This window comes from Microbacterium sp. DT81.1, from assembly GCF_049844955.1.
Taxonomy (GTDB): domain Bacteria; phylum Actinomycetota; class Actinomycetes; order Actinomycetales; family Microbacteriaceae; genus Microbacterium.
Map to the genome: position 1 here is coordinate 405803 of NZ_JBNCMA010000005.1, position 26861 is coordinate 432663.

The window sequence follows — 26861 nt, forward strand, 5'->3', positions numbered from 1 at the left end:
CGTGCCTCCCGCCTGGGTGTGAGTTACGCGTCAGGTGAACGCAGACCAATCGGCGAATCGATCCGGACGCGCCTCGTTCAGCGACCCTTCACGGATGATATTGCTACACGGATTCAAGGAGCCACGCGGTCTGGCGTGATGCTCTGGTGCAGGGGACGGGTATCTGTTGACTCGTTGGGTATGGGGGATCAGGGGTCGCCTATTTCGCGAGTCGATCTGATTCGCCTGTCGCTGACCTTGCGCACGGTTCCGGCGAGTAGGACAATTCACACACGCCCGTACCAGGAACCAATTCAACACCAGGAGGGTGTGATGAACGTTTCGAGGGTTTGGGTATTCGCTGCAGTAGTCGGCACCGCGCTGGCGGCGCTGTCCCCGGCCGCGGCCAGCGCAACACCGCTGTCGACCGCATCCGCGCAGGCAACAGGCATGCGGGATCTGGGCACGCTGGGCGGCCCTAACAGCTCCGGGGTGGACGTCAACATCCGGGGCCAGGTCGCCGGAACCTCCGACACATCCGACAGGTCCGCTCACGCCTTTCGGTGGACGCCGTCCGGCGGGATGCAGGACCTGGGGACCCTCGACGGCGACGCCAGTTCTGCGACAGCGATCAACGAGTGGGGGCACGTCACCGGATGGTCATATTTCATCGAGCCCGGGGCGGGGCCCCGACGTGCGTTTCGGTGGACGCCGGCTGGCGGCATGGAGGATCTGGGGAACCTCGGCGGCGAGTGGACTCGGGCGGTAGGGATCAACAACCGCGGGCAGATCGTGGGTGCCTCGCAACTCGCCGACGGGCATCTTCACGCGTTCCTGTGGACGCCGACCGGCGGCATCCGCGACCTCGGCACTCTCGGTGGTCAGCACAGTGAAGCCACCGGGATCAACGACTTGGGTCAGATCACCGGCTCGGCAGAAACAGCGGACGGAGCTACTCACGCGTTCCGGTGGACGGCGTCCGGTGGCATGCAGGATCTTGGCACGCTGAGCGGTTCATCCAGCGAGGCAACCGCGATCAACGCGTTTGGTCAGATCATCGGCGCGTCGCCACCGAACAGCCAGGAAGGCGGATTCCTGTGGACCCCGTCGTCGGGAATGCGGCCTCTGGGGTTCTTGCCCTCAGCCATCAATGCACGTGGCCAGGTAGTGGGTATTGAACATAGCCAGGACCGATTGGTCCCGATCCGATGGACGGCCTCTGGAGGAAAGCAACGCCTGATCGCGCCCCAAAGCGGCGTCTACAGCGTGCCGCTGGAAATCAACGACCTGGGTCAGATCGCCGGGTGGACCATCCAATCGGAGAGGCGCCATGCGTTCCGGTGGACGCCGTCTACCGGGATGACGGACTTGGGCACATTGGGTGGTGGAGAAAGCGCGGCATCCGCGATCAACTTGCGCGGTCAAGTCACGGGATACGCCCACCTGCCCCGCGACGAAGCGGGCGCCAGCCCGCGGCACGCGTTCCTGTGGAGCCCATAGTCAAAGATCATCGGCTCTAACGCAAGAGCGGCCAAGCGGAAGAGGGCGGGCAGCGCCTCGACCTGATACCGGTGTTTGACAGACATCCGTCAGCGGGGATGCACTACGAGGGATCCCGTGCGGCTGACAGCCAGCATCCGTGCCGCATTCACTCACGCCCGCACGTGGACCGTCAATCGGCCAGGCAGCCGGTGCGCGGCTCAATCTCAGATAGGAACGCACGGATAGCGGAGCGGATCTCATCGTCCGTGCGACCCGCCCCGGATCCTCCAATCGAAAACCCGTACTTCGCGTTGGGGCCCTTAACCCAGGTGTGGTGAATCGAACCACCATCGCTGACGACGTCGAACTCTTCACCATCGACGACGAATTGGGCTGCCTCGGTCACAACGCCATAATCTCACTCGCGGTTGGGATCCGGCCCATGAAGGACCGGCTCGCGGGCCGCGAATTCGCTCGTTGATGCGGATCAGCGCGAGACGGGTGCGAAGATCGGACGATGCCCAAGAGCCGCAAGCGCAAGCTCAATCGCGACGCGTCCGACGAGGTCGAGCCGGCGACGGCCATACGGGTGGACAGGCGAGCTGCCGTACGACTCGGCACCTTCAACCTTCAAGGGGACTTCTTCACGCCGGAGGGTGTGATTGTCCGACGTGTGAACGCGGAGGTGACGCCGAACGAGTCGGCAAAGCTGGTGAAGGACGGTGCTCGCGTCGCGTTTGAGGGTGGCGGCTGCGGTGGCGGCGGGAGTGGCTGCACACCGTCGTGGCCGAGTGCCCAGGAAGTCACCGCGGCGGTGGCGGTGGGCACGCCGCGATTCACCGACGAGTATGGATCACCGACATGGATCGATGTCTGGGAGGGCGAGGACGAGGTTGTCGTCTTCCTGCACGGCGATGTGCGCTGGGGAAGCATCGCCGGCTGACGCGAGCGCAACTGGCGGCGTCGAGTCCATGAGCGCGAACCCGGCCGCCAAGTGCATTTGGCGTTGCGCGGGTACGGACCGTCTTGCGGACGGTCAGGACCCGGCCCTCGGGCGGGCATCGGGCCGGACGGAGGGCATTCGTCCGGGCCGTAAAATGATTGCCGCCCTATACCTCGAAGCCAAGAGCTGTGATCAATCAGGCGGTGGAGACAGGCGTTGTAGGTCGCCAGGGCTCGTTCCGTCTTCTTCGCCGAAGCGGAGGCGGACGGCCATTTGCGGCCGCGCGTAGGGGAGCCGGTCCGGGCGCCACCCGACTGTGAACCCATATCGGGCAGTTCTGCCGAGGTGCCATCCGGGCGGTCAACCTTCGGGACGAGCACGCACTCGCGCAGCACGGTTCTTCTCGCGGTGGTCAACACCAGCTCAGCCGATGGCGTTACCAAGCACTGGTTCCTCTGTGAGCTTCACCGGCGAATCGCACTCCCGGCGATCGATTCCAGCAATGCAGAACGATCGACAAGCTTTTCGAAGCGTCCGGACGAACTCGTCAGTGCCACGAAATCGCTTTCCACGAGTCCGATTTTGCGGGTCCGATCTCGGTTCGACAAGGCGCGGTCGTTGATTACGCTTGTGTCGGGTTCGATGACATTCCGGATCGTGCCGTCGATCAGGTCTGATTCGCTCAGCCACCGAGTGTGCTCCCAAACCGCGCCTGTCGCGGGGTCGGGGCTGGATGCCGGAAGTCGCAACCAGCCGCTGCCCGGTTCCGACGCCCCAGTTGGCTGAGTCCACTGAATCGCTCGGATGAACGCCTGCCCCACGCCAAGTGGATCTCTAAATACGCCGTCGACGGACGACGCGGCCGCGCGCCACCAACCGTCGACGTCGAGTGGTGGCGATGGCTGAGCGGAAATATTCCTCGGCACGGGAAGCGGTTGCGAGCAGTAGGCGCAGTTCACGTTTTGGTCAGCCAACAGCTCGGGCGACCCCTCCGGACGTTGCCACTGCCTCAGGTCAAGGCGGTCTGCGGGCAGCGGCTTCACCATCTCCGCAGTCTCGGCTTCCCAACGGGCGAGCTGCAACCACGGCTCGGCCTTCTCGAGCGCGAGCACTAGCTGGGCGACTGAGGCGACTCCTAAGTAGGCGCGAGATACGTGCTCGCGGGAAGCGAGGAAGACAACCGCCCGGACCCCCTTCATCCGGCTCAAGATCCACGTGAATAGGTATAGCCGAGAGGTCAGCCATTCTCTGGAGCCGCTGCCCCCCAGATCGACAATGAAATAGTCCGCGCTCCCCGGAGACAATAACGATTGTCTGAGGGAGTTGAAGAAGGAGTCGCTCACGTCATCCGCAGGGACAAGATGCCTAACGTCTGCTCCCTGCATCCCGGTCCAAGGCGGGTCGACAGCCACAGCGAGTTCGATGGAGACCGATGCCACGGAGACGCTCGTGATGCGACCGCCGACCCCGTGGAAGAGATCAACGATCGGCTCCCGCAGGAGGATTAAAGCCACCACCGCGACCACCGGCCACACGATCAAACCGAGCAGGCTGACCCAGTCCGGAGCGGTCATCTCCAGGTCCTCTCGCTATCGACTCCCCCCCCCCAACCGGTAGATCGAACGAGACCTCACGACCGTGTTCGAGGGCCGAGCCGTCGGCATGGGCTACCGCACCCTGAGGAAGAAACAACCCAGACTGAGGCAGTCGTGCCATCGGAGCGAGGCGGCCGTGCGACTATTATGATGCTCCGCTCCGTTCGAGGATTCAAGATGAGAAGTTGACGCCGACAGGTGACGTCCCGCTGCGTGGTGGAGTTTCTCGACACCGTGCGAGTTCAGATGGTTGTGATTATGCCGCGGTCAGTTCCGGGATCGCCACCTCCTCTTGCTCGGCGTTGAGGAGTTTCATGGAGTGCGCGCTGACGTAGCGGCGCTCGGCGCATGCTCGAAGCAGGATTTAGACCCGCGCTACACCCTCAATCGTGAAGTGTGATGTCTCAGGACATCGGTGACAGTTCTGTATCAGAACATCGGTGACACTTCGTGTGTCAGGACATCGGTGACACTGTCAGATCTGCTTGCGGGGGCCGCGGGGTTGGCCGTTGCCGACGTAGCGGACGCCTAGCGCGGGCCAGGGGTGTTCGATGATGAGGGTGCCGCGGTCGTCGAAGATCAGTTGGACCCTCTTGCCGGCGACGTGGGCTTTCACGGGCGTGATGACGTTGCTCCACGAGTTCGGGAAGCTATGCGTTCGGGCCTGACGCTTAGGACGCAAGGAGGAGTTTTCGATGATCGCCGAATACGGAGCAGGGGTCGCGTGTTTCGCGAGTCAGGTTGATTCGCTTATCGCTTCACCTTGCGGAGGGTTCCGGCGGGTAGGACAATTCACGCACGCCCGATATCAGGAAACAAATTCATTGACCAGGAGTGAGTATGAACAATCCGAGGATTTGGGCACTCGCCGCAGCGGTCGGGATGGCTCTCACGGCGTTGACCCCGGCTGCGGCCAGCGCAACATCGGTGTCGACCGTGTCCGCGCAGGCAACAAGCATGCGGGATCTGGGCACGCTGGGCGGGCTCAACAGCTCCGGGGTGGATATCAACATCCGGGGGCAGGTCGCCGGCACCTCTGACACCTCGGATGGGTCCCCTCACGCCTTTCGTTGGACGCCGTCCGGCGGCATGCAGGATCTCGGGACCCTCGGGGGCGACGCGAGCGCTGCGACAGCGATCAACGAGCTGGGTCACGTCACCGGATGGACGTATTTCCTTGAGCCCCTTAACGGGCCGCGACGTGCGTTTCGGTGGACACCATCTGGTGGCATGGAGGATCTGGGGAACCTCGGCGGGGAGTGGACTTCGGCGACAGCGATCAACAACCGCGGGCAGATCGTAGGGTCCTCGGACCTCTTCGACGGGCCTCGTCACGCGTTCCTGTGGACGCCGACCGGCGGCATCCGCGACCTCGGCACTCTCGGTGGTCGGCACAGCGAAGCCACCGGGATCAATGACCTGGGTCAGATCACCGGCTTCGCCGAAACAGCGGACGGAGCTACTCACGGATTCCGGTGGACGCCGTCGGGTGGCATGCAGGATCTTGGCACATTGGGCGGTGCATACAGCAAGGCAACCGCCATCAACGCGTTGGGTCACGTAATGGGCGTGTCCATACCGCTACACAGCGCAAGCGGATTCATATGGACCCCGTCGGCAGGAATGCGGCCTCTCGGCTTCGTGCCCGCAGCCATCAATACACGCGGCCAGGTGGTGGGATACGAGTTCGGCCCGGACTGGGCGGTCCCAATCCGATGGACGGCCTCTCGAGGAAAGCAAAGTCTGAGTTCACCCCAGAGCGGGGCATACAGTGGGGCGGCGGCGATCAACGACCTGAATCAGATCGCCGGGGTGACCATGAACGACACGCGCCATGCGTCCCGGTGGACCTCGTCTAACGGAATGACCGAATTGGGCACATTGGGTGGTCCAGAGAGCTCGGCATCCGCGATCAACTTACGCGGCCAAGTCACGGGATCTGCCGATCTCCCCCGGGACGCAGGGTTCATAAGCCCGCGGCACGCGTTCCTGTGGAGCCCGTAGTGAAGGATCATCGGCGATAACGCAAGAGCGGCCAGGCCGAAGAGGGCGGGCAGCGCCTCCACCCGATACCGGAGCTTGACAGATATTCGTCAGCGGGGATGCACTCCGACGGATCCTGAGCGGGCGGCGTTCGCTTAGCGAATTATCGCAAGATGTGTGCCTCGCAGGTCGCGACCGACGCCGCCCGACGTCGACGCAGCTCGCGGTAGGCGGTGGCGCGAGAAACGCTGAACAGCTCTGCGATTGGTTGCGTCCGGCAGAGTGGTGTATCGGTAGCTCGGTGAGCGTGTCGCCTGGAATGGCGACGGTCACCGCGTGATCCTTCGAGGAAACTCTCACATCCCACTCGAAAGGAACCACGACGATGACCGTCGTACCCAGTATCGATCCTGCCCGCTTCCTTGAGGAGCAGCTGGCTCAGGCGTCTCCGGATCTTCTCCGGCAGATGCTGTCCACGTTCATCAACACGCTGCTGTCCGCCGATGCCGACCAGGTCTGCGGCGCCTCCTACGGCACGACCAGCCCGGATCGCACGAATCGGCGCAACGGCTATCGGCACCGTGACTTCGACACTCGTGCTGGCACGGTCGATGTCGCGATCCCGAAGCTGCGGCAGGGCAGCTACTTCCCGGAGTGGTTGCTGGAGCGGCGCCGCCGGGCGGAAGCCGCGCTCACGACCGTGGTCGCGACCAGCTACCTGCTCGGCGTCTCGACGCGGCGGATGGAGGACCTGGTGCAGACCCTCGGGATCACCGGGCTGAGCAAATCGCAGGTGTCGGAGATGGCCCGCGACCTCGACGAGCAGGTGGAGCAGTTCCGCACGCGACCCCTCGATCAAGGCCCGTACTCGTTCGTCGCCGCGGACGCGCTGACGATGAAGGTCCGTGAGGGCGGCCGGGTGATCAAGGTCGCTGTGCTCCTCGCCACCGCGGTGAATGCGGAGGGCTACCGCGAGATCCTGGGCCTGCAGGTGACCTCGACGGAAGATGGCGCCGGCTGGCTGACGTTCTTCCGCGACCTCGTCGCAAGGGGGCTGGCCGGGGTGAAGCTCGTCACCAGCGACGCCCATGCCGGGCTGGTCGCCTCGGCCGGGGCGACGCTTCCCGGGGCGGGATGGCAGCGATGCCGCACGCATTACGCCGCGAACCTGATGGCGACCACGCCGAAGAGCTCATGGCCGTGGGTGAAGACGCTGCTGCAGACGGTGTTCGACCAGCCCGACAAGGAGTCCGTGCACGCCCAGTTCGATCGGGTGTTGGATGCGCTCGAACACAAGCTCCCCAAGTCCTTCGCGCACCTTGAGGCGGCACGAGAGGAGATCCTCGCGTTCACCGCGTTCCCGAAAGAGAACTGGAAGCAGATCTGGTCCAATAACCCCACCGAGCGGCTGAACAGGGAGATCCGCCGCCGCACCGACGTCGTGGGCATCTTCCCCAACAGGGACAGCATCATCCGACTCGTCGGCGCGGTCCTCGCCGAGCAGCACGACGAGTGGGCTGAGCAACGCCGCTACCTCGGCCTCGACGCCCTCGCCCGAGCACGCCGCGTCGGAGAACCCGCGCCCGACCCCGAGGAGGTCCCGGAACCCGACTACCGCGCCCTCACCGCATAACCCACACGAAGGATCACGAGCGATGGATACACCACTCAAATGGACTTGACCCTGCGATTTCGGCCTGGGCGACCGCCGTCCCCTCACGGGCGCACGCTGATCAGGTCCCTCTTGTTGCGCCCCGGGTCTGGTGGAGGCTGCTGATATCCCGAAAGGATGAGGAGCATGCCGAAGTTGAGGAAGTATCCGCCTGAGTTGAAGGAGCGGGCGGTGCGGCTGGTTCTGGCCACGCGTGACGGGGACGGCGGCCGGCTGGGCGCGTGCACGAGAGTCGGGCAGCAGCTCGGGATCCCGAGTGACACTTTGCGGGGCTGGGTACATCGGATCGAGATCGATGGGGGTCTGCGCCCTGGCCGGTCCACGGATGATGCGGAGCACATCGCCCAGCTGGAGCGGGAGGTTCGAGAGCTGCGCAGAGCGAACGCGATCCTACGCAGCGCGTCGGCTTTCTTCGCGGCGGAGCTCGACCGCCACACAGCTGATGGTCGAGTACATCGACGCGCACAAGGATGAGTTCGGGTCGAGCCGATCTGCGAGGAATTGCCGATCGCCCCGTCGAAGTACTACGCCGCCCGGATCGCTGAGCCATCCGCTCGGGCGGTCAGTGATGGGCTCGCGCTCACCCAGATCCGCCGGGCCACCTCCTTCAGGTCCGCCGCGTCAACCCATCCTGCCAACCGACGCAGGTGGCTGGCCCGGGAAGACTCGGGTTCACGTGCGCGCGAGGGGGTACCCACCTGGGGGAGAGAGGCCCACAGCACGCGGGAGTGGTCCTAGCATTGGCCGTTGCTCGGCTTTTTTCAGGGATCAGGTCTTGTGGCTGATGCTTCAGCCCGTACTCCTGGCGCGCTCGTTCCCGCTGGCGCCCTCGGGAAGAGTCTCCCGCGCGTATTACCCGCCGACGCGACGACGCCAAATGCCGTGTCACCGCCTTGCGCTAAGTGATCGATAAGTCCACAAGCCACCAGGAGTATTGGCCACGCGGAATTCCGACATAAGGCAGCGACCACCCCCAACGCGAAGGTTTCTGCTTAGTCCAACTGACTAGTGGTGCGCGGTCGAGGGCATTAGTACTATTGCCGCAGATGCCACTCCGGGCCCCGGGTCGATGGCACTGGCCTTTGCGATCTACGGGATGCTCGACTAAAAAGGGAGGTCGCCCGTGGACACGTCACACCCGACCTGGCCGGGCTTGTTCTATCGTCGTCAGGTCCTCGTTTACGGTGCGGCGGCTGCGGCTGGTGCGGCGGCTTCGGCGGTCCTCGGTGCACCAACTCCCGCCGCGGGAGCGGTGAGTCCGCCGCTCCCGTCGCGCCTTCCCGCAGGCGGTTCTAGCGCGCTCCTGACCGCTGAGCGGGTGCGCGCGCTCAACGACGCCCAGGGGCAGGAGCTGGTCGCGGAATTCTCCATCCCGTCTCCGGTGGCGAGCTGGAACTTTGCGGAGAGCGCGGCCCCATATGCCTCGGCCGTGGCCGGGTCGCCGGCGTTGCAACAGGGCCGGGGATCCACCGCGACGCGGATCTCGACACCTTTCGGCGGCGGTGTGCAATTCAACGGGACCACGGACTACCTCGGCGTGCCGAGGGCGACCGTCGGTACTCTGAACGTCGGGGCGACGACGGGCCGGGTCACGGTCGCGTCGTGGGTGTACAGCTCCGACACGAATAGCGCGATGATCGCCGGGTGCTGGCAGGAGTCCCGTACTGATCCGCGCCGCTCGTATGCCCTGTTCAACGATCTGCCCACGTATGGCGGTGACGACATGGTGTGCATGCACGTGTCGAAGCTGGGCGGGCCCACGCCCGGCTACCCCTTTTCGATCGACTACGCGGCGGAGCCGCGCAAGATCACCCGGGGGCGATGGCAGTTCCACGTCGGCACGTACGACGGCGCGCAGGCCGTCGCCTACCTGAACGGCCTTGCGAGCCCCTATCCGTACACCGACAGCACCGGAGCGACGTACTCCCGCAACCCGTACCTGTATCCGCACGGGCTCAACGCCACCGCGACGGACTTCCTGGTGGGTGTCGTCAAACGGGACGGCAGCCTCATCAACCTGCACAAGGGTGCGATCGCCAAGCTGCGAGTCTGGAACTCCGCGCTTACGTCCGCGCAGGTGCTGGCACTCTACGATGCCGAGAAGATAGCCCTCGGTTGATCGGCGCCGTGGGGCGGTGCACCGCCGTCAGAACACCTCGCGCAGCAGGTCGGGCGAACAGCTCGTCCGGTCGCCCGGCACCTCGATCCCGCAGTGTCGGATTCCTTGGCATAGCGTGCTACTCCTCGACCGGAGGAAGGAACCCGACCAATCGGATCGAGGGTTGTCCGGGACGAGAAGTTCCAGGTCGTGATCGCTAACGTTGAACCACGCACATTGCCGAGAGACGGCTGCTGCCTTGAAAAAGTTGCGCCCCCCGGTGTGCCGCACCACCGGGCGGTGATGGACCGGCTCAAGCGCGGTGATCGAGCGCTCCGGGACCCGCTGGCGACAGAGTTGGCTTTTGCTGCCGGGGGCTTTGCCATCAGCGTTGCGCACGGAAAGTCTCACCGATCGCTTGGAATGTCTGCAGCAGCGAGATTGCTTCAACAGGTGTGAACAATGACGTCAGCGAGGCCCTGCACCGAAGTCAGCTCATCGACCTGACGACGACCGGTCGCCGTAGCGGGCTACCGCGCCGCATTGAGATCTTTTTGCACCATGAGGATGGCGTGCTGTTCATCACCGGGATGCCGCGTCGAGACCGTACAAGGGACTGGATACACAACATCACCGCAGACTCCAACGTCATTGTGCATTTGAAGAAGGGCATCCAGGCCGACGTTCCTGCCACGGCGCGGGTAATCACCGATCCCCACGAAGCACGGCCGCTCATCGAGGCCGCCGCACGCCGATGGCGCAGAGACGATGTCGACGACATGATCGCGCACAGTCCGCTCATCGTGCTGACTGCGGCTCCCGCGCCCGCCGCCTGACGGCATCCCGAGTCACTGGCCGCGGTCCCGGCGCGAAGGAAGACAGCCTCCCTGAGCCCGAGGAACAGCCGGAAGGCAAATGCCAAGTGGTGGCGCACGTTGGCGGGATGGGGGCGATCGCCACGACAACGATCCAAGAGACACCGACTCTCGAAAGCACCTTGTCGAACGTCCGAGCGGTCGTTCGACTGGCGGCATCACGCGAGGAGTGCGCAATGGCCGATGACAGCATCCCGAGCGGATCGCGCGTGATCACGCCGGGCACGCTCGAGACCCGAGCTGTGGGCCGTGAAGAACAACGAACGCTGAGCGACCGGCTTGCGAGCGGGAAGGAATTGACCTAACTCGCCCCCCGTGATGACGGACAAATCTCGAAGTCATGGGCCGCGCGGCTGATGATCTCATGCCAACGTTTAGCTCTCGTAACCGCCACCCGGTTGTCGTACACGTTGAGCTTCCGCTCGAAACTGATCTGCCGTTTGAACTCGTCGGTGACCGTGATGATTTTTCCCGCTCGATCGCGGGCTTTGAAGGGACGGCCAGGCCGGCTCCGGCTGGTCTCGTTAGCGTCGCCGCTGAAATCGCGCAGTGCGTAGCTCGTCCCTTGGATGTTCAGGTGCAGCAGTGTGGAGGGATTGATTTGTGGGCAGTAGATGAGCCACTTTTCGTGACCGGTTCGGTCACGCTCGGGAACCCGATCGTTCATGTTTTACCTTTCGTCGCTTGGAGTTGTGCAAATGGTTGTCGTGGATCGGCGGGCACCTACGGGGCGATCGGCGAATGTCGGACAGCGTGGATTTGCACTGGACCGCCGTCCGGCGAGAGGTCGCGCCTGGTGACTATTCTGTGTTGCTAGCGGGGTTGTCTAGGAGTTCTCTGAGTCGTCGGCCCACGTAGCTGGCTGCCGCGTGCTGGTGACACAGCCATAGGCCCTCGACGTTCTCTGCGGCGAGAACTCCGCACGTCGCGCCCAAACCCACGTCGCGTCGGCAGTAGTGCTTCACGTCTGGAAGCAGGTGCGCCGGTGCATGGTGACTGTTTGGCCACCAGCGTCGTTCCACGTTCCGAGGTGTTCGGGGCAGTACCACCACCACTTGCCGCCGTCCGGATCGTCCCCGCTTGCAACTGTCCAGTGGCGGATGACGCTCACGTCTTCTGCTGGGTACCAGGGGTCGTCCGGAGCGGTACCGAAATATCCGCACTGACTCTCGTTCTCGTGTCCGGGATGACGGCTTCGGTCATCCAGTTCAAGGAGCGGCAGTGGAGTCTCGATGAGCATGTCTCGAGCAAGCATTATTCCTGCGTCCGTTCTGGCTGGCTAGGAGGCGTACCGGGAGCGCTGCATCGACGTGCAGGCTGTCGCTGGGCAGCTACGGGTTTTAGTCGAGATCATCGAATTGACTTCCACCGCTTTGCCTGCTCCTGTGTGACTCCGACGTAGAGCTGGTCGCGCACCTTCAGTCGGCGCCCGGAGATGTTGACCAAAGGCCACATCGGTTCGCCGATGTAGGGCTCCCGGTCCCAGTGCGGAGCATCTGGGTAGTGTTTGCGCAGATGCGCACCGATCTTGCGGCACGCCGCCCGCCATTCGTTTACAGACATCCCTGTGCGCTCGGCGATCTCTTCTGTCGAGAAGACCGAGCCCGGCGACTCTGAGCAGAGGTCCATTACCTGCGAGAAACGAAGGGTTGTGGCCGTGGTGGACGCTGCAAGTCGGGCGAGCGCGCTCGCCGGCCAGGCCTTGTGCTCATCGAACGCAGCTCGCAACGCCGCATTCACCGCGAGCTGCTTCCCCTGCAGCTCCTCCGCCGAGGGTGCGGACGATTCGCCCCGTTGCTGCTGACGAAAATCGACCATGTGCCGGAGCTCGTCATAGTCCTCCTGTGGCACAGGCAGCAAGACCCAAGTAGTTGCCATCATCCGTCATTACCCTTCGTCTGCGCGAATGGACTGTCACCGAATTGATGTAACTGGTTGTCCCCGAACTGTGCAATGGAGGACTGAAGGATGGATCGTGCGCACCATGGAACGCGGCGCGCTCGTTGCTACCCGATGTGCATGACACCGGATGGCAGGGGGCGTGCGCGGTGATCGACGCTCTCGAAGCGAACCCCGCAGTGGATGGGGTCAGACCCTCAGAGCGCACAGGTAGCCCGTATTCGATCGCAAGCGAGACCGATTCCGACGATCGGCTCAGCGAAGCGCACGGACCCCAATATGTTTCTGTGAGGGACCGATGCTTGCGGGCCGCACTGCGCACGCGTACCGGTTTTACCCGTGTAGCCCTGGGCGGGAGTTCCCTTCCGGCTCAACCTTCCTCAATTGCTGAAGAACCTGGGAGCTCGTCGTCTTGAGACGACAACGCGGCCGAGGGAATGTCCTTCGGCACTTTCTCGTCGACCACGACCTCTTCCGGCTTGCGTAGCCGAGGCGGGGCTGCGGACCAGTCCTTGAGGCGCTGGCCCACCACGTCATAGGAGGAGAGGATCGCGTCCATCACTGAGTCGATGAATCCGGACCTGCCTGCGAGTCGCGCAGCGCCCATCTTGCCGAGGTAGGTGACAGTGAAGGACTTGATCTCCTTCGTTGGATCGGCAATTAGTACGCCTGGATCCTCGCGCGCGGTCCTCAGGAGTTCCGCGATCCCGCCTCGTTGTCGCGCGGCGAATGCTTCAACGCGCAGGGTGTCTGGTGCATCTTTGAGTTGACGGAGGAGCCAGTTGACCCGTGTTGCCGGCCTGCCTTCGGCGGGAGCGCTTGTGGAGAACGAGCAAGTGATCTGCGCTGCGCGGATATCAATGGTCACGGTCAGCGGCGATACCGCGTTCGGGATTCGAATTGCGCCCGACATCTTGCCCTCATTCACCAGCATGTCGGTGACGGCCGCGATGCGGATGGCTGGGTTGGCGATCTCAGCCTTTGACAAGACCTGAGTGACGTCCGCACCGAGTCGCTGGCCAAGCTTCAGTGCGCCGTATCGGAGCAGCGCATCGAATCTGCTGGCGACTTGCGCGGCATCCTTGTCGCTCTTCCGAAGAGTGCCGCTCGACACCGAATCTCGAACGGGCACCCAACTCGGACCCATGTCTGTGAACTCGACTGCGCCGGACTTTGGGTGCTCCAGGTAGCGGATCAGCTCCCCCAGGATCCATGCCTGGTCAGGATCCGCGACCCCGCGGAATTCCTTCTGCATCACCGCAGCTGTCAGGACTTCCGTCCAAGACAGATGGTGCATGGGGACGTACTTCGACTTGCGTTTGTCGACGACAGTCGGATGTGCGCCTGCAGCCGGCGCGATTTCATTAGAGATCGTCAGCAGAGCATCGAATCGGTGTTCGCGCGCCACGTCGAGATAGTTCTCCAGCTGTTCCCGCTGCAACTCGTTGTTGCCTGTCTTGACCTCAACGAGGGCGGTCCAGAGCTTGCTTCCCCGCTTCACCCGGATGAGACCGTCGGGAAAAACCTTCTTGTCCGCCAAGAGAAACGGCACCTCGATGAATGTCTCGATGACACCCGCCGGTGCACCCATTCGACCCGTGAGGACGCGGCCGTACTCCTTCACTGAACTCATCACCGCCAGCAGCGCGGATGTCGCACGCCGCTCCTGTTCCTCGGCGCCGTTGATTCCTGACGTCGGGATCAGGCGTGCAGTATTCCAGGGGTTCTCTTCTGCCACTTCAACTCCGTCATCGACACGATCCACTGGAACGCTAGCGGCAACGTCGCACGGTCTCCGGCATTTCGGGCCGCAAAGCGTCGACGGACCGTCAATTGCTCGGTGGTCGGCCGGTTTCGTTCGTCGGACTATCGAGGGTGTGAACCGACCCCTGTAGTGAGACAAGGCAAAGGCAGAATTGAAAGTCGACTCCCGCGAATGCTAACTGTCGGGCATCATGAGTCCGTGGAATGCAAGGGATATAACGGGACTATCACCGTCGACGGCGACCTGCTGACGATCGTTCGAACGGGATTCGTGGCGAAGAGCGGCGGCCTCGTGATCGAGCAGCCTCGACGCATCCCGCTGCAGGCGATCTCGGGCGTCGTGCTGAAGGACGCGACTCGAATGGTCAACGGGTGGATCACTCTCGGCGTCGGTGGTGCGGACGCCGAGGCTCTTGGTGCCTCTCGGGCGCCGTCGGATCCGAACTCCGTGATGTTCCGGTTCAAGGACCGGGAGGCGTTCGGCGAGCTACGCGACCGGTTAACTGCGGAGATCGAGACGAACCGCGCCGCAGGTATTGACGCGTCGACGGTGGAGGCCGATGCGGCGGCCCCCTCGCGCCTCAACCGGATGGAGGCTCGCACCGAGGAACGCAACACGGCCGCAGCTGCAGCCGCGCCGGAGTTGGAGAGCCGACCCGACATCGAAGCTGCCGCCGCGCGGATGACCTGGCGGTTCGGAGGAAAGCGAGAGCTGAAGAACCTGGTGAGCCACCTTCACGACGGCGAAACGGTCCGTCTCATCGCGCAGGGGTCCTACGAGGGCAAGCAGGGCATCGTCGCGTTGACCGACGTGCGGCTGCTGTTCCTGTTCCATGGCATTGTGGGCCGAGCGAAGGAGGACTTCCCGCTGCGGCTTATCTCCTCGGTGCAGACAAAGTCGGGCTTCGGCTCGGGTGAGCTGAAGATCTTCGTCTCCGGCAACAACGCGGTGATCTCCGGCGTAATCACATCTGATCTCGAGTCGCTGGCCGACGCGGTGCGTGCGGAGCTCGCCGCGCAGCATTCTGGGTCCAAGAGCGCCGCACCCTCGGCGGCCGCGCCGGCGTCCGACCCGTTCGAGGCAATGCAAAAGCTGGCTGCGCTGCGCGACGCGGGGATCTTGTCGGACGAGGAGTTCGAGACCAAGAAGAAGGACCTGCTCGACCGGATGTGACTGCCCACGAAGCAGCCGGCTGCTTGGCACGCTCGGGCGGACCCGATGGCCACCCGCTCGCAGTGGCACGCATAACGACCCACTTGAGGGCCGTGAGGACCTGCTTGTGGATTGAATCCGCTAGCCGACACGCCAACCACTGGTCTAGACAGGCTTGGCACGAGCGACGCGACGACTTCTAGCCGTGTGCGCCGATCCATTGCGCGGGTCCACATCGCAGGTTCTAATTGTCGAGAACTCATTGGCCGAACGAGTGGTTCCATTAGCCGTGAAGTTCGAGGTCGTCCACCCACGCGTACCACGGACCTCCGAGCTTGCCTCCTGACTCTGCGCTCACCTGAGCCACGGCCCTTATCCCGGAATCTTCAAGTTGATCCGACTCCAGCGACTCGCTCTCTGCATCCCAGCGTAGGAAGTCCACAACTATGTGCACCTCGACGACGGCGATCGCTGTAGCTGTCTCGTCGGCTCTTGACACTTCGATGTTCTCTACCTCGAGCACGCGGTCGATCCCGAGCACCCGAACCGTCGGGTCATAGCTCGAATCGCGTGCGGGAATGAGAGAGGAGGGAAGCCCGCCGACCGTATGAGCCCGGTAGAGGTCCGCTTCGCTGAGCTGAGGTAGGTCATTCTGGATCGCCAGCGCAACGTCCTTAACCGCCTGAACTGAAGGTTTGGTGAGGCGAAGCAGCGCATTTTTCGCCGCCCAGATGTCTCTCACTATGACCGGCTTGCTTCCGCTCACAAAATGACGGGCGGCGTCGCTATCTGCTGTCACGAGTGCGACTTCGTCGAGCGAACTGGCCGCGTCCGTGATCAAGCGCCAGGAGGCGCTGTCTGCTGCACCAGTCTTGACAGCCTGATCACCGTCAGGCTTTGTCCGTCCAGCCCCCAGGCGTAGAACCTGATCCCGGATCCCGTTGACGGCAGCGTCCGGGAATGACTCAAGCCGGAGGACTCGCACCGCTTCTGAACCGTCCTCCAAGTAGAACTCGCTGAGTCGATCCTCGATGATGTCGATCACCTCGTCGATGGTGAGTGAATAGTCGGTTTTGGCGAACTCAGCGATTCCGGAGCGCTCGAGGCGCCTCGATGCCGTCTCAGCCACGGCTTTCGTGGTCATGGCGAGATCATGAGCATGCTCGGCCCACTCCCACATCACTGGTTCCGGTATCCAGATCTCGACCTGGAGCTCCTGAGCATTGATCACGTCGATCAACTCGTCAATGGCCTCAAGATTGAGCAGGCCCCGGCTGCCAGCGTTCGTATCGAGTGCGATCGCCTTCACGCTTTGCGGGATATTGCGGACCTCCTTTGCCACGGGCACCCCATCAGGCTTAGCTACGAGGGTCGGCGACTTCATGCCCCGATCATAAGAGTCGCCCGTAGGTGCAGTCATGATTGGGTGCGCTCAGGCCGACCGGCTATCGGGCGGCCCACCCCAAACCCTCTGCCCTGTGAGGCGCTATGCGGCGCCGTCTGGCGGCAACCGAGCGAATGCCAGCCTGACATCGACGCTTCAGGTTGGTCCGATGGCAGCGCATCGACAACCGCAAAGACGCTTGTGTACCCGAGCGCGAGCATCGAGGATCGAGGATCGGGCTACGGTGAGAACCGTGCCGGCCGCTGCAAGCGTCTACGAGTTACTTTCCCAGGCATTGGATCAGTTCGATGCGCCTGGCGCGAGCGTCGCAGTGCACGTCCGCCGCGCGAGTCGGATCGCCTACGCTTACGAGAACGGACTCGTCTGATCGTGGCCGCCGCACGCGTGGAGGGCCGTATACACAAGATGACCCATACACGTCGTCCGATGAAGTTGCGCGCTTCGGCCGACGCGACGAAGGGATGCCGCTCCTAACGTCGGATCATGGACATTGCGTTGATCGCCGGCACGGTCGCGACCGTCGTCTTCGCGGTCAGCAACCTGCCGATGCTGCGCAAGGCGCTGCGCACGCGGGATGTCTCGTCGTACAGCCTGTTGAGCCTTGTCATGATCAATGCGGCCAACCTCGTCTACTCGCTCTACGTCTTCAGCCTGCCCCTCGGACCGATCTGGGCCCTGCACACGTTCTACCTCGTCTCCTGCGCCATCATGCTCGTGCTGTGCCTCGGTCAGCGCCGCAGTGCCGTGCGCCAGTCTGGACGGCCCCAGGTCACGGGGCGGGAGGTCACCACGACTCGGGCAGTGGAGTTTGATGCCGCCCTTCCAGCACTCGTCAACGTTGGGTCCCCTGTGCCGTTTCAGGGAATCACATTGCCGAGGACTCAGCGGACCGTGTTTGAGACCGTGACGGGGCCAAACTAAAGGAACGCTTAGGGATCCCAACCGAGCGCTGACGCGCTTGAGGATCGTGCGGCGTTGGATATGGGCCACTAGCGAGATCGGCGTTGCATCGACCTCGCGTCTGGGCGTGGCGACCAACATGCGATGTGACTAGAGTCACCACCATGGCGGGATTCATCGAGATGGAAGCGAACTGGAAAGTAACGATCGAGCCGGGCCCGAGTGGCGAGCCAGCCGCAAAGCTTGAGAACCTCCATTTCGGCGAAGTTCCGGACGTTGGCGGTCTTTACATCGAGGTGGTCGGCAAGGGTTTCATCTTCGACGGCCCGGCCTACTCCCACTCGTTCGCCCAGTACGGCTACTTTCACGGCCATTTGACCGAGCGGGGCCGGAAGAGAGGGGCGACCTTCAGGGTGCGGTGGCAGGACGAGCGCTCCGGATCGTGGGGTGATGCTATGTACCAGACCGTGTATGCCGAGCCTCCCATTTTGGGTTAGATTGGCGCTGCTAGAAGGACTGCGCACGCCACATCATTCTGCGAGCTAAGTTCGGCTACGCATCCCGAGCCATTGGGGACCAAGGTGGGCGAACGGATGTCGTGCTCGAACTGGTGCGCCCCTCCACCGCACCCCGACAAGCTGCGTCACTTTGGTGACACATCGACGTCCATTGTCAAAGCCCGGGACGCTGGTGGGATTCGCTATCCCGAGGGAAGGACACGGACTTTGAGCCGCGATCGCTGAGATGCGTAAGCGAGCGCCCGACCTCATACTGGGGGCTTCGTAGATGCTGTGGGCCGACCACGCGGCGATCCCCATCGTGCTTGGCCCGCACGTGACCAGCCACATCCGGGCACAGCCCGTTTGGGGATCCCAACCGGACGCCGGCGATAGCCGGCTTGCATGTGGGACAGGTTGATGGATTGTATGGGGCCGAATACAGGGACCCCTACAAGAGAACGAAGCGCGACTCTAGACGATCTTTCGCTTGGATCGGTCAGCGGACCACCTCGAGCGACATCCTCAACCGCCGCCAGCGCGAATAAGGCCGGGTGCTGGAGAGGTCCTACGGGCTCCACAAGAACGCGTGAGTCCGGGAGTCGGCCGTGTCGGCGCTCCCAACGACTTGGCCGCGTATGTTTATCTCGGACGGGGAGCTGCTGTCGCCGCCCAGTGTGCCCAGGTCGGTGATTCCGGTAGAGGCCGTCCAAAAGAACGCTTGGGGGCCTCCTCGGGGGGCGAAGCGTTGTCCGGTGACCTGGCCGACGTCGTTGATCCCATACGCCCAGCTGCGGCCGGAGTCTTCACCTACGATCCGTACTGTCCCGGGCGGCGTCCACCGCACCACGAACTGAGTCTCGCCCCCCGTGACATCTCCGGCGACCTGGCCACGCGCGTTGATGGCCGCCGGGGCGAACCCAAGGTCCTGCCTTCCCCCTGACGGGGTCCACAGAAATCCGCGGTAGCCGCGGCCGATGACCTGACCTCGCGCGTTAATGGCGGTTCGCCAGGTGCCCGGATTCAACACACCGAGGTCCTGCATTCCCCCCGACGGCGTCCACCGAAACGCATGACTGCTCCCATCCGCCGCATCAGCGAACCCCGTGACTTGCCCCACATCATTGATGTCGTAAGCGATGCTGCTGGGACCGCCGAGCGTGCCGAGATCGCGGATGCCGGCGGAAGGGGTCCATAAGAAAGCGCGGCTGTACCCGTTCGAGAGGTACGAGAACCCGACGACTTGCCCGCGGTTGTTTATCGCCGCCGCCCCGGTAGAGCCCCCGTCGAGCGTGCCCAGGTCCTGCATGCCTCCGGAAGGAGTCCACCGAAACGCACGCGTCTCCCCCTCAGTGCCTACCTCGTACTCCGAGGCTCCGACAATCTGACCCAAGACATTGATGTCCGCCCCATAGCTATTGCGCCCCCCCAAAGTTCCCAGATCCTGCATCCCTCCCGATGGCGTCCACCGGAATGCGTGAGCCCACCCCCCGGACGTGTCCGCCGTGCCAGCCACGTGCCCCCACACATTGAGTCCACCCGCGTAGCTGTTCTGGCCGCCGAGCGTGCCCAGGTCGAGCATGCGTGTCGCTTCCACCGACACTGTCGAGCCGGATGCGACCGCCGGGGCCGGCATCAACCCGGCAAGTGCCGTCACGACCACGGCGATCACCCATCTCCTCCGAACGTTCATTGCCTACTCCTCTTTGGTGAACTGTGCGGCTCTGCCCCCGGGTATGGCTGTATTGTGTCGCTCCTCATGCATCGGTACAAGGCGTTCGAACCGACCGTAACGTCGCGGCGACTGCTAGCCCCTACTGACGACGCCGCGGGGGGTCCGCACGTAAAGGGATCGATCTGCGTCCCAATCTGTAGCGCATCCGGCTGAGTCTGCGCGACTGTCTAGCCTGTACTTGTGATTCATCTCGTCGCACGTCGCATCCGCCAGGATCAACGCGAATCGGTCCGCGCCTGGTTGCAGGAGGTCGATGGGCCTCGACGCGCTGAGGCACTTGAGTCGATCGCCGCTGAAGGGATCGAGCACGAGACATCACTACTCCTCGAAACGAGCGATGGGCCGATCATCGTGTACGCGATGCAAACAGACGACCTGACGACGGCGCGCGCGGTCGGCGACGAATCGCTACGGAGTATTGATGCGGAGCACCGTGCCGTGATGCGAACTGCCGACGACGGACCAGTGGCCGGCGAGATCATTCTGGATCTGCGTCCGGAGTGAGCGCGCGCCGGACACATTACCCCGCCGTGCAAGCGATTGTGGCGGACTCAATCAGTTAAGGTCTTCGGAGCGGATGAAGAGGTCAACTCGGCGGGCCGACGGGGCTCGCCAGCGGTACCCGAGGCCGACCAACCCAGCCGATGAAAGTCAATCTGACCGCCCGAGTGACATTCGATTGAGGGATTGGGCGTCGTCCGGTGGTGTGTGGCCGGCCTCAACACCGCACCCGGTATGGAAGTGCCGTCGACTTGAGGACTCCGAGGCACAAACCGGTTCGGATGGTCTCCCAGTCGTTGTAGCCGGTATAGGCGAAATCGTTGATCCCATCCGCCTTGGGTCGGATCGAGATGTAGCTCTCATCCCCAGTCTCTCGAGACTCGGCACTGATCAGGTGACTGCTTGACTCACGGTCGAAGAGCAGTGAGATGCCCGCTGCTCTGAGCGAATTGTTGTCGAGGTATGTCCTGAGCCCAATACGGAACTGGCGGGCGAGGTGACCGTTGGGCAGTTGCCGGACCGAGGTGTGCGACATCGCGATTCTGACTGTACGGTCTTCGGGCGACGCGGGATGTGTCAGCCAGGCCACGTACAACCGTCCGTCGGAGGTCTTTGTCGCGGAGGATACCCACGCCAGCGCGGGACGCCCCTCAGCACGGCCGACGTCGTCAACCCGTTCGATCAGTACCCATTGACCCGTGATCTCGTTGAGCCGCCAGAGCCGGAGTGTTCCGTCTGTCTCGGCGAAAGCGCCGACGAAGCTTCCTCTGTTGGGTCGGAAACCGAGATACGCGTACCCAATTCCCGGCGAGGCGAAGTCGGGTAGAACAATGGGCTGCTCCCGGTCGCTGAGTGCGGGAGTCTCCGGGCCCCACCCGTTCACGCATGTCCATTGCCGGTGTCGGAGCTGACCCGTGATGGTCTTGTACGCCAGGTACGCCTTGCATGGCCCTTGTCGGGCGAGTGACGGTTCGCCACTGGCCCGGGAGGAGTCCGGGAGGACAGTCGTCGGGCTCCAGGTCTGCAGTCCTCCGGCTCCAAGGGTCAACCGCGTCTCGACGAGCCGTCCGCCGGGATCGACATAGACGACGAGGAGCCGGCCCGGTGTCCCGACCCGTTCCACATCGACACTGGTGGCCTCTTGGCTGAGCGTCTCAGGTGTACTCCAGGTGACGCACGCCGCGTCGGCATCCGGGACCTCGCAGGACCAGTCGGAGTCCGTATGCGCGAACCGCAACCGACCATCCGTCCGGACATAGAACGTGTATACCCGCCCGTTCAGGCTGGACATCGCCGGGCTCACGTCGCTCGCTTCGTCGAGGTCGCTGCGGTTATAGCGTGTGTACTCGCACGCGGCCCCTGGTCGGGAGTTGGCATACGCCTGGACCCGCTCTGTTGCCGGCGACATGAACCCATCGCGGTTCCAATCCACGCTCCCACTCGCCCGATCAACCCAGTAGTCGAATGTGTCTTCCAGCCCATCCAACAGAAGGGTGTTGTCGGGGTCCACCGCACCGGACTCCTGCAGCGACGCGTTGTTCAGTGTCACGTTGCCTGACCCGTCAGCGAATCCCGCGCCGAGGTTCTGGAATGCGTAATTCATCACACTCGGATAGTTCGGTTTGCAATTCACGTCAACGTCCCCGGTCACCCTGTCCGGCCCCGAGTGCCCGAGGTACATGGCGTGCCCGGACTCGTGAACTAGCACCGCAGCGTTGCTGATCGCGCCACTGATCGCGAACGACCCGATCGCGGTCTGGCCTCCGTTGCCGTTGTGGGCGAGCACGTGCCGGAAGACACCTCGACGTGCGGGGTCCATGTGCTCTCGCCACGCGGTCTGGTAGTGGGTGTTGTCTGCGCACTCTTCGAGTTCTGGGTCGACGACGTTGTAGCCACCCCAATCTCCGTAGAGGGTCAGGTCGTCCTCGCTCGCCGGGGCTACGCCGGTGTCGAGATGAACATTGATTCCAGTCTTACCGTCCGGATTCCGCAGGGTTGCCGCGTGCGCGTCCTGCCGGGCGATCGAGGGTGAACCGATCTCGTCCTGGTAGTAGGCCGCAAACAGCCGGGCGTTGTCCGGCGTCATCCTCAGCTCGGTGTCCCCTGGGCACCGCAGGATCATATCGACCTCCAGGAACAGGTCCTTGTGTCTCACGTTGGCACCCCACAGCGGCAGTGGCAGGCGGCCGGTACGAAACCCGCCGGCGCCCAAAGAGATGTGGAATTTGCCGAGATACTCCCACCCGTCATCGATGCCATCTCCATCGGTATCGGCCGGATCAGTTGCGGTGGAGCATCGGAAACCGCGCCGCACTCCGAAGTAGTCTGCACATGTCCCGATCGACCGTTCTAGCTCCGTGCCGAGGCCGTCGTGATCAGCGTCGTGGCCGGAGATAGCCGCGTCGTTGCGGGTAAGCCGGATAGCGCCTCCCCCGCCGGGCGTCAGTGCGCCCGCCACTACGGTGACGGTCTGGTGATCCTGATCGGCAGTCCAGTTGAGAGCCGCCGCCGGGCCGCCAGTGCGCCGTGCTAGGAGGTTCAGGCCGTCGCCGCCAATCACATACATGCTGTGGACACTCGACATTCCCCGAGGGACGGGCGTGGTCTGCAAGACTTCGCCGGCACGGATGGTGTGCAGTTTGACAAGGCCTCCCGCGAACGGGAGATCGTCCGTCCATGCCTCCCCGTTGAGCGTCAGCCCCGCGCGCCCCGTCGACAACGCGGTCTTCGCTCGCAGCACGACCCGGAAGGTACCTGATACCGCCGGCTGGTATGACAGCTGCTCCTCCCCGCCGGCCCCCTGCGCGTTGATAATAGCGACCTGGCTTCCCGATGGGCTTAGCAGGTGCAGCACGGGATCTTCGACACCGTCAACACCGAAAGTACGAAACGTTGCGCGTCGACCCGCGGTCAATGCGATTGGAACCTCCGACACCTCGGTTGCATTAACGGCGATGGCTTCGCCGGCAGAGTGGGGAAGTGCAGCGTCCTGGAGGGTCAATGCGGCCTGGCTCTCGAGCAGCCCGCCAGACGTTGTCGTCACGACAGCCGCGATCGATACAGTAATCGCGAATGTGCGCCAGACTCTTTGCAAGGTATGCATGTGGCACCAGTCACCAGACCCGACTTGCGCGTAACGGGAGGTTGCAGGCGACGTCGAGCATCGCTGTCAAGGGCACGAAAAAATACGAGCTGACCGCTCGTCTCCCCCGATTGGACATCAGTTCCCTTTCTGAGGCTCCGTCGCATCCCTCGCTGCGGGATGGCCGTCACAACACAGGAGGCCGGCGCGGCGGGGCTGATACCGCCGCCGTCCCAAAGGTTCCCGCTGCTCCAGAATCTGCATCGCGACAACCGTCGCGTCGACGATCGTCGTGTGGCTGAAAGCGACCCGTCTGTCGTCGCCTCTCGCGTGGCCCAGAAGGAAGGGAGCACCTCTCAGAACGTGGGGTGTTTACTCGTGTAGGACAGAAGGACCACATCAGATGGCGCTCAGCGTGGGCAACTGATCTCGCGGGTCAGCCCAACTCCGTGGCCCAGTGCCCGGATAGGGATCCGCGGTTGAATGTGCCCGTGGAGATTGTCTTTGGCGACGGCAGCGGGTGGACGGGCAGCCAAGATCGCTGCCCTAGCGGGTACGGGGCGGCGGTGTGCGTGGCGGTGGAGTACGACCTGCTGGGAGATCCGGCAAGGAGCCCTTTACTTCATGTGGCTCGTGATGACCGTGTGGCGGGTGTCCCTTGCCTTGCATCTCGGCGATCTGGTCGAGAATCTCACCCGTGAGATCTTCGTTCTCCTTGTCGACTTTGCCGTCGTCGGGGCGGATACCGGGCCTGCCCTCGTCTTCCTGCTTCTCGCGCCACTCCTGGCCGGCCCGGAACCCCTTGTTGTAGTCGTCAGCCTGTTCGGGAGTGAGCTTCCTTTCTCCCGGTTGTGGTGGCCGATCCATTGTGTCGTTGGTCGCGGAGTCCCACCCTTGGCCCCAAGCGTCCGACTTGCCAAGAGGAGATAGACGCTCGTCGATCGCGCCGTCGTCGGGGTCGGGGAGGTCCCCGATATCGATCGCACCGTCGTTAGGGTCTGGGAGGTCGCCGATATCGATCGCGCCGTCGTTAGGGTCTGGCAGGTCACCGATATCGATCACACCGTCGTTAGGGTCTGGCAGGTCACCGATATCGATCGCACCGTCATCCGGGTCTGGCAGGTCACCGATATCGATCGCGCCGTCATCCGGGTCTGGCAGGTCACCGATATCGATCGCACCGCCATCCGGGTCGGGCAGGTCACCGATATCGATCGCGCCGTCGTCCGTGTTGGTGAAGAACGAGCCGTCAGACGATCCGTCGTCGATTGGTCCCTCGTATGGGTCGCTCATAGCGCACCGGAAACCTAACTCATCACGATACTGAAGATCACGAACGCAAAGATTGCAACCACGAAAAGCGAGACAATCACCCCGATGACGAGGCTTACTCTGCCCATCGGAGTCTTTCGCATCACTCGCCAGCGGATGCGTTCCTGCTCGATCTGCTTCTGCTCTTCCAGCCGTGCCCAGTCGGACAGCTCGTGGGCTTGCGGGATCATGAATTCATTGAAACGTGGGTCTGCTCGTTGCTGCGATCGCGCATTCGTGGATCGTGGGATGTCGGGCAGTGGGGCCGGCGCCGGGGAATGCGACGCCCGCCATGCGAGTGCAGCCCTCACTCCGAGGCCAGACGCTTGTCGTTTATCGGAGCCCGCCCGGATGGCCGCGAAAGCCGTATCGATTGCGGTTTCAAGTTCCGCAGGGTCGTTCCCCAGAGTCTTTCGGAAGTGCTCGCGCCATGGTTGCCGAGCATCGGATTCGCCCGCCACGCTCCCGGTATACACCCCACGAGCGAGCGATGCTACCCCGCCAGTGAACACCAAGCACACCAGCCGTTGCCGGACAAGCCGTGGAAGTTGTCAAGACGGTATTGATGCCGCGTGCGGCCGTCCTGGTTGGGATACATTCCTTCCGCGAAGCCGACCCACCGTAGCCCTGACGCCGAGCTCATAGATCAACTGAAGCGTTACCGGCGTGTGCACCGCCGTTATCGAGGGTAGCGCCACTGCGTCCTCGCACGGGTCCCCGCGCGAGACCACCGCCAATGATTGCGAACGACGCCCGGGGTAGGGATCGACGCTGACGCAATCAGTCGACCCGATCCGGCGACATTCTTAGATCAATTCGGCGTGAGCCACCGCGCCCGCAAACGGATCCATGCGCGTGCGTTTTCTGCCCTGCCTGTGGGCGCGGCGACGTGTCCCTGGCGGAGGAGGATCGAGATCGGCTGTTAGGGGCTCCAGCGGAACGCGTGTCGGCGTTCCCCGTCCGCCATGCTAGAAACTCCGGTGACCTGGCCGCGTATGTTGATCGCCCCCGCGGTGCTGTCGTACATGCCTTCGAGGGTGCCCAAGTCCGTCATCCCGCCAGACGGCGTCCATCGAAAAGCGTGCGGCTGGAACTCCACGTTCGTGTCTGCCATCCCGACGATCTGACCGAGGTCGTTGATGTCATATGCGTAGCTTTCTCGACCGCCGAGCGTGCCCAGATCCTGCATGCCCCCCGACGCTGTCCAACGAATCGCGCGAATCGGCCCGGGCACACCGCTGCCAACCCCTACCACCTGGCCGAGCGCGTTGATGGCGTGGGGGTAGAAAGCACCGAGATCTCGCATTCCCTCCGATGCCGACCACCGAAATGCGCGATCGCCGCCATCGTTCAGACGGTAGGTCCCGATCACCTGACCGCGCACGTTGATTCCGGTGGCGTTGCTGTATTGACCGCCCAGCGCGCCCAAGTCCTGCATCCCGCCTGCGGCTGTCCACCGAAACGCATGTGTGGAGCCGTCGGCAAGCTTGGCCCCGCCGACGACCTGGCCTAGATCGTTAATGGCAGTCGCCACGCTGCTAGGACCGCCGAGAGTGCCCAGATCGCGCAAACCCCCTGTGGACGTCCACCGAAACGCGTGGAAGTTCCCGTTCGAGAGCAGCGATCGCCCTGCCACCTGCCCGAGATTGTTGATTCCCGCCGGCTGGGTGTCGTATTCGCCGAGGGTGCCCAAATCCTGGATACCGCCGGAAGCGGTCCAACGAAACGCGTGTCGGCCCATGGCGGTGAAGGCATCTCCGATGACCTGACCCAGATCGTTAATGGCGATTGCACGTGAATTGTTCGCGCCGCTGACACTCCCTAGGTCTTTCATGCCTTCCGACGGGCTCCATCGAAAGGCGCGAGCATTCTCATCCGCGGTGTCGGCGGTGCCGGCGACCTGACCCCAAACGTTGATGTCAACGCCGTCGCTCTCCCGGCCACCGAGGGTGCCCAGATCCCGCATACCCCTCGCTTGCACCGCCAC

Annotated in this window: 24 protein-coding genes, 1 pseudogene and 1 other annotated feature; of the genes and pseudogenes, 12 read left to right on the plus strand and 13 right to left on the minus strand. The window is 63.5% G+C overall.

What is annotated here, in order from left to right; translation table 11 throughout:
• Positions 1-180: 180 nt before the first annotated feature.
• Positions 181-1479, plus strand: a complete 1299-nt coding sequence (locus ACLQ2Q_RS15790; protein WP_425821533.1) for a hypothetical protein — start codon at positions 181-183, stop codon at positions 1477-1479.
• Positions 1480-1651: 172 nt separating this feature from the next.
• Here the strand turns inward: ACLQ2Q_RS15790 and ACLQ2Q_RS15795 are convergent, their stop codons facing one another.
• Positions 1652-1867: a hypothetical protein gene (locus ACLQ2Q_RS15795; RefSeq protein WP_425821535.1), complete on the minus strand. Its 216-nt coding sequence runs from the start codon at positions 1865-1867 to the stop codon at positions 1652-1654.
• Between the two features lie 111 nt (positions 1868-1978).
• Between ACLQ2Q_RS15795 and ACLQ2Q_RS15800 the strand changes: the two genes are divergently transcribed.
• On the plus strand, positions 1979-2404 hold the full coding sequence (locus ACLQ2Q_RS15800) for a hypothetical protein (protein WP_425821537.1): 426 nt from the start codon (positions 1979-1981) through the stop codon (positions 2402-2404).
• Positions 2405-2868: 464 nt separating this feature from the next.
• Here ACLQ2Q_RS15800 and ACLQ2Q_RS15805 read toward each other — a convergent pair whose 3' ends face one another.
• The gene (locus ACLQ2Q_RS15805) at positions 2869-3978 is read right to left on the minus strand and encodes a hypothetical protein (protein ID WP_425821539.1); all 1110 of its coding nucleotides are present in this window, start codon (positions 3976-3978) and stop codon (positions 2869-2871) included.
• A 496-nt stretch (positions 3979-4474) separates the two neighbouring features.
• Positions 4475-4615, minus strand: coding sequence for a hypothetical protein (locus ACLQ2Q_RS15810; RefSeq protein WP_425821541.1), 141 nt, complete (start codon positions 4613-4615; stop codon positions 4475-4477).
• Between the two features lie 224 nt (positions 4616-4839).
• Here ACLQ2Q_RS15810 and ACLQ2Q_RS15815 point away from each other — a divergent pair, with 224 nt between their 5' ends.
• Together ACLQ2Q_RS15815 and ACLQ2Q_RS15820 are read left to right on the plus strand one after the other, a co-directional pair.
• Positions 4840-6003 (plus strand): hypothetical protein, encoded by a 1164-nt coding sequence (locus ACLQ2Q_RS15815; protein ID WP_425821543.1) that lies wholly within the window; start codon positions 4840-4842, stop codon positions 6001-6003.
• A 364-nt stretch (positions 6004-6367) separates the two neighbouring features.
• Positions 6368-7615, plus strand: coding sequence for an IS256 family transposase (locus ACLQ2Q_RS15820; RefSeq protein ID WP_425821545.1), 1248 nt, complete (start codon positions 6368-6370; stop codon positions 7613-7615).
• A gap of 83 nt (positions 7616-7698) precedes the next feature.
• Here the strand turns inward: ACLQ2Q_RS15820 and ACLQ2Q_RS15825 are convergent, their stop codons facing one another.
• Positions 7699-7845 (minus strand): hypothetical protein, encoded by a 147-nt coding sequence (locus ACLQ2Q_RS15825; RefSeq protein ID WP_425821621.1) that lies wholly within the window; start codon positions 7843-7845, stop codon positions 7699-7701.
• On the opposite strand from ACLQ2Q_RS15825, the gene ACLQ2Q_RS15830 reads away from it, so the two are divergent.
• From ACLQ2Q_RS15830 to ACLQ2Q_RS15845, 4 genes are all read left to right on the plus strand, one after another.
• Positions 7781-8128 (plus strand): transposase, encoded by a 348-nt coding sequence (locus ACLQ2Q_RS15830; RefSeq protein WP_425821547.1) that lies wholly within the window; start codon positions 7781-7783, stop codon positions 8126-8128. The genes ACLQ2Q_RS15825 and ACLQ2Q_RS15830 overlap by 65 nt on opposite strands.
• Positions 8059-8170 (plus strand) — a sequence feature (AL1L pseudoknot). It overlaps the preceding gene by 70 nt.
• A 607-nt stretch (positions 8171-8777) precedes the next feature.
• Positions 8778-9773: a LamG-like jellyroll fold domain-containing protein gene (locus tag ACLQ2Q_RS15835; RefSeq protein WP_425821549.1), complete on the plus strand. Its 996-nt coding sequence runs from the start codon at positions 8778-8780 to the stop codon at positions 9771-9773.
• A 434-nt stretch (positions 9774-10207) separates the two neighbouring features.
• Complete coding sequence (locus tag ACLQ2Q_RS15840) at positions 10208-10588, plus strand: nitroreductase family deazaflavin-dependent oxidoreductase (protein ID WP_425821551.1); 381 nt, start codon at positions 10208-10210, stop codon at positions 10586-10588.
• Between the two features lie 215 nt (positions 10589-10803).
• Entirely contained in the window at positions 10804-10932 is a 129-nt protein-coding gene (locus ACLQ2Q_RS15845) for a hypothetical protein (protein ID WP_425821553.1), read from the plus strand.
• Here ACLQ2Q_RS15845 and ACLQ2Q_RS15850 read toward each other — a convergent pair.
• The 3 genes from ACLQ2Q_RS15850 to ACLQ2Q_RS15860 all read right to left on the minus strand — a co-directional run bounded on the left by ACLQ2Q_RS15850 (position 10929) and on the right by ACLQ2Q_RS15860 (position 14264).
• Positions 10929-11294 (minus strand): hypothetical protein, encoded by a 366-nt coding sequence (locus tag ACLQ2Q_RS15850; RefSeq protein WP_425821555.1) that lies wholly within the window; start codon positions 11292-11294, stop codon positions 10929-10931. The genes ACLQ2Q_RS15845 and ACLQ2Q_RS15850 overlap by 4 nt on opposite strands.
• A gap of 683 nt (positions 11295-11977) precedes the next feature.
• On the minus strand, positions 11978-12508 hold the full coding sequence (locus ACLQ2Q_RS15855) for a hypothetical protein (RefSeq protein ID WP_425821557.1): 531 nt from the start codon (positions 12506-12508) through the stop codon (positions 11978-11980).
• A gap of 388 nt (positions 12509-12896) precedes the next feature.
• Positions 12897-14264, minus strand: coding sequence for a hypothetical protein (locus tag ACLQ2Q_RS15860; RefSeq protein WP_425821559.1), 1368 nt, complete (start codon positions 14262-14264; stop codon positions 12897-12899).
• 102 nt (positions 14265-14366) lie between these two features.
• Between ACLQ2Q_RS15860 and ACLQ2Q_RS15865 the strand changes: the two genes are divergently transcribed.
• The gene (locus ACLQ2Q_RS15865; protein ID WP_425821561.1) at positions 14367-15464 is read left to right on the plus strand and encodes a DUF4429 domain-containing protein; all 1098 of its coding nucleotides are present in this window, start codon (positions 14367-14369) and stop codon (positions 15462-15464) included.
• Between the two features lie 262 nt (positions 15465-15726).
• Here the strand turns inward: ACLQ2Q_RS15865 and ACLQ2Q_RS15870 are convergent, their stop codons facing one another.
• Positions 15727-16827, minus strand: a complete 1101-nt coding sequence (locus ACLQ2Q_RS15870) for a hypothetical protein (RefSeq protein WP_425821563.1) — start codon at positions 16825-16827, stop codon at positions 15727-15729.
• Between the two features lie 504 nt (positions 16828-17331).
• On the opposite strand from ACLQ2Q_RS15870, the gene ACLQ2Q_RS15875 reads away from it, so the two are divergent.
• The gene (locus ACLQ2Q_RS15875) at positions 17332-17769 is read left to right on the plus strand and encodes a hypothetical protein (RefSeq protein ID WP_425821565.1); all 438 of its coding nucleotides are present in this window, start codon (positions 17332-17334) and stop codon (positions 17767-17769) included.
• Positions 17770-17912: 143 nt separating this feature from the next.
• On the plus strand, positions 17913-18245 hold the full coding sequence (locus ACLQ2Q_RS15880) for a hypothetical protein (RefSeq protein WP_425821567.1): 333 nt from the start codon (positions 17913-17915) through the stop codon (positions 18243-18245).
• Between the two features lie 568 nt (positions 18246-18813).
• Here ACLQ2Q_RS15880 and ACLQ2Q_RS15885 read toward each other — a convergent pair.
• Entirely contained in the window at positions 18814-19917 is a 1104-nt protein-coding gene (locus tag ACLQ2Q_RS15885; RefSeq protein ID WP_425821569.1) for a hypothetical protein, read from the minus strand.
• A 243-nt stretch (positions 19918-20160) separates the two neighbouring features.
• On the opposite strand from ACLQ2Q_RS15885, the gene ACLQ2Q_RS15890 reads away from it, so the two are divergent.
• Complete coding sequence (locus ACLQ2Q_RS15890; RefSeq protein WP_425821571.1) at positions 20161-20484, plus strand: DUF6176 family protein; 324 nt, start codon at positions 20161-20163, stop codon at positions 20482-20484.
• A 214-nt stretch (positions 20485-20698) separates the two neighbouring features.
• Here the strand turns inward: ACLQ2Q_RS15890 and ACLQ2Q_RS15895 are convergent, their stop codons facing one another.
• From ACLQ2Q_RS15895 to ACLQ2Q_RS15910, 4 genes and pseudogenes are all read right to left on the minus strand, one after another.
• Positions 20699-23524 (minus strand): hypothetical protein, encoded by a 2826-nt coding sequence (locus ACLQ2Q_RS15895; protein WP_425821573.1) that lies wholly within the window; start codon positions 23522-23524, stop codon positions 20699-20701.
• Positions 23525-24109: 585 nt separating this feature from the next.
• Complete coding sequence (locus ACLQ2Q_RS15900; protein WP_425821575.1) at positions 24110-24856, minus strand: hypothetical protein; 747 nt, start codon at positions 24854-24856, stop codon at positions 24110-24112.
• 14 nt (positions 24857-24870) lie between these two features.
• A complete protein-coding gene (locus ACLQ2Q_RS15905) occupies positions 24871-25065 on the minus strand; it encodes a hypothetical protein (RefSeq protein ID WP_425821577.1) in 195 nt (64 codons plus the stop codon).
• A 731-nt stretch (positions 25066-25796) separates the two neighbouring features.
• Positions 25797-26861, minus strand: a pseudogene (locus tag ACLQ2Q_RS15910) (hypothetical protein); the annotation flags it as partial.

Excerpts from the sequence above, each read along its gene's own strand:
- ACLQ2Q_RS15905 (WP_425821577.1), bottom strand. The coding sequence starts at position 25,065 with ATGATCCCGCAAGCCCACGAGCTGTCCGACTGGGCACGGCTGGAAGAG.
- ACLQ2Q_RS15900 (WP_425821575.1), bottom strand. The coding sequence starts at position 24,856 with ATGAGCGACCCATACGAGGGACCAATCGACGACGGATCGTCTGACGGC.
- ACLQ2Q_RS15815 (WP_425821543.1), top strand. The coding sequence starts at position 4,840 with ATGAACAATCCGAGGATTTGGGCACTCGCCGCAGCGGTCGGGATGGCT.
- ACLQ2Q_RS15875 (WP_425821565.1), top strand. The coding sequence starts at position 17,332 with ATGGACATTGCGTTGATCGCCGGCACGGTCGCGACCGTCGTCTTCGCG.
- ACLQ2Q_RS15805 (WP_425821539.1), bottom strand. The coding sequence starts at position 3,978 with ATGACCGCTCCGGACTGGGTCAGCCTGCTCGGTTTGATCGTGTGGCCG.
- ACLQ2Q_RS15870 (WP_425821563.1), bottom strand. The coding sequence starts at position 16,827 with ATGAAGTCGCCGACCCTCGTAGCTAAGCCTGATGGGGTGCCCGTGGCA.
- ACLQ2Q_RS15790 (WP_425821533.1), top strand. The coding sequence starts at position 181 with ATGGGGGATCAGGGGTCGCCTATTTCGCGAGTCGATCTGATTCGCCTG.
- ACLQ2Q_RS15820 (WP_425821545.1), top strand. The coding sequence starts at position 6,368 with ATGACCGTCGTACCCAGTATCGATCCTGCCCGCTTCCTTGAGGAGCAG.
- ACLQ2Q_RS15800 (WP_425821537.1), top strand. The coding sequence starts at position 1,979 with ATGCCCAAGAGCCGCAAGCGCAAGCTCAATCGCGACGCGTCCGACGAG.
- ACLQ2Q_RS15830 (WP_425821547.1), top strand. The coding sequence starts at position 7,781 with ATGCCGAAGTTGAGGAAGTATCCGCCTGAGTTGAAGGAGCGGGCGGTG.
- ACLQ2Q_RS15850 (WP_425821555.1), bottom strand. The coding sequence starts at position 11,294 with ATGAACGATCGGGTTCCCGAGCGTGACCGAACCGGTCACGAAAAGTGG.
- ACLQ2Q_RS15855 (WP_425821557.1), bottom strand. The coding sequence starts at position 12,508 with ATGATGGCAACTACTTGGGTCTTGCTGCCTGTGCCACAGGAGGACTAT.
- ACLQ2Q_RS15880 (WP_425821567.1), top strand. The coding sequence starts at position 17,913 with ATGGCGGGATTCATCGAGATGGAAGCGAACTGGAAAGTAACGATCGAG.
- ACLQ2Q_RS15845 (WP_425821553.1), top strand. The coding sequence starts at position 10,804 with ATGGCCGATGACAGCATCCCGAGCGGATCGCGCGTGATCACGCCGGGC.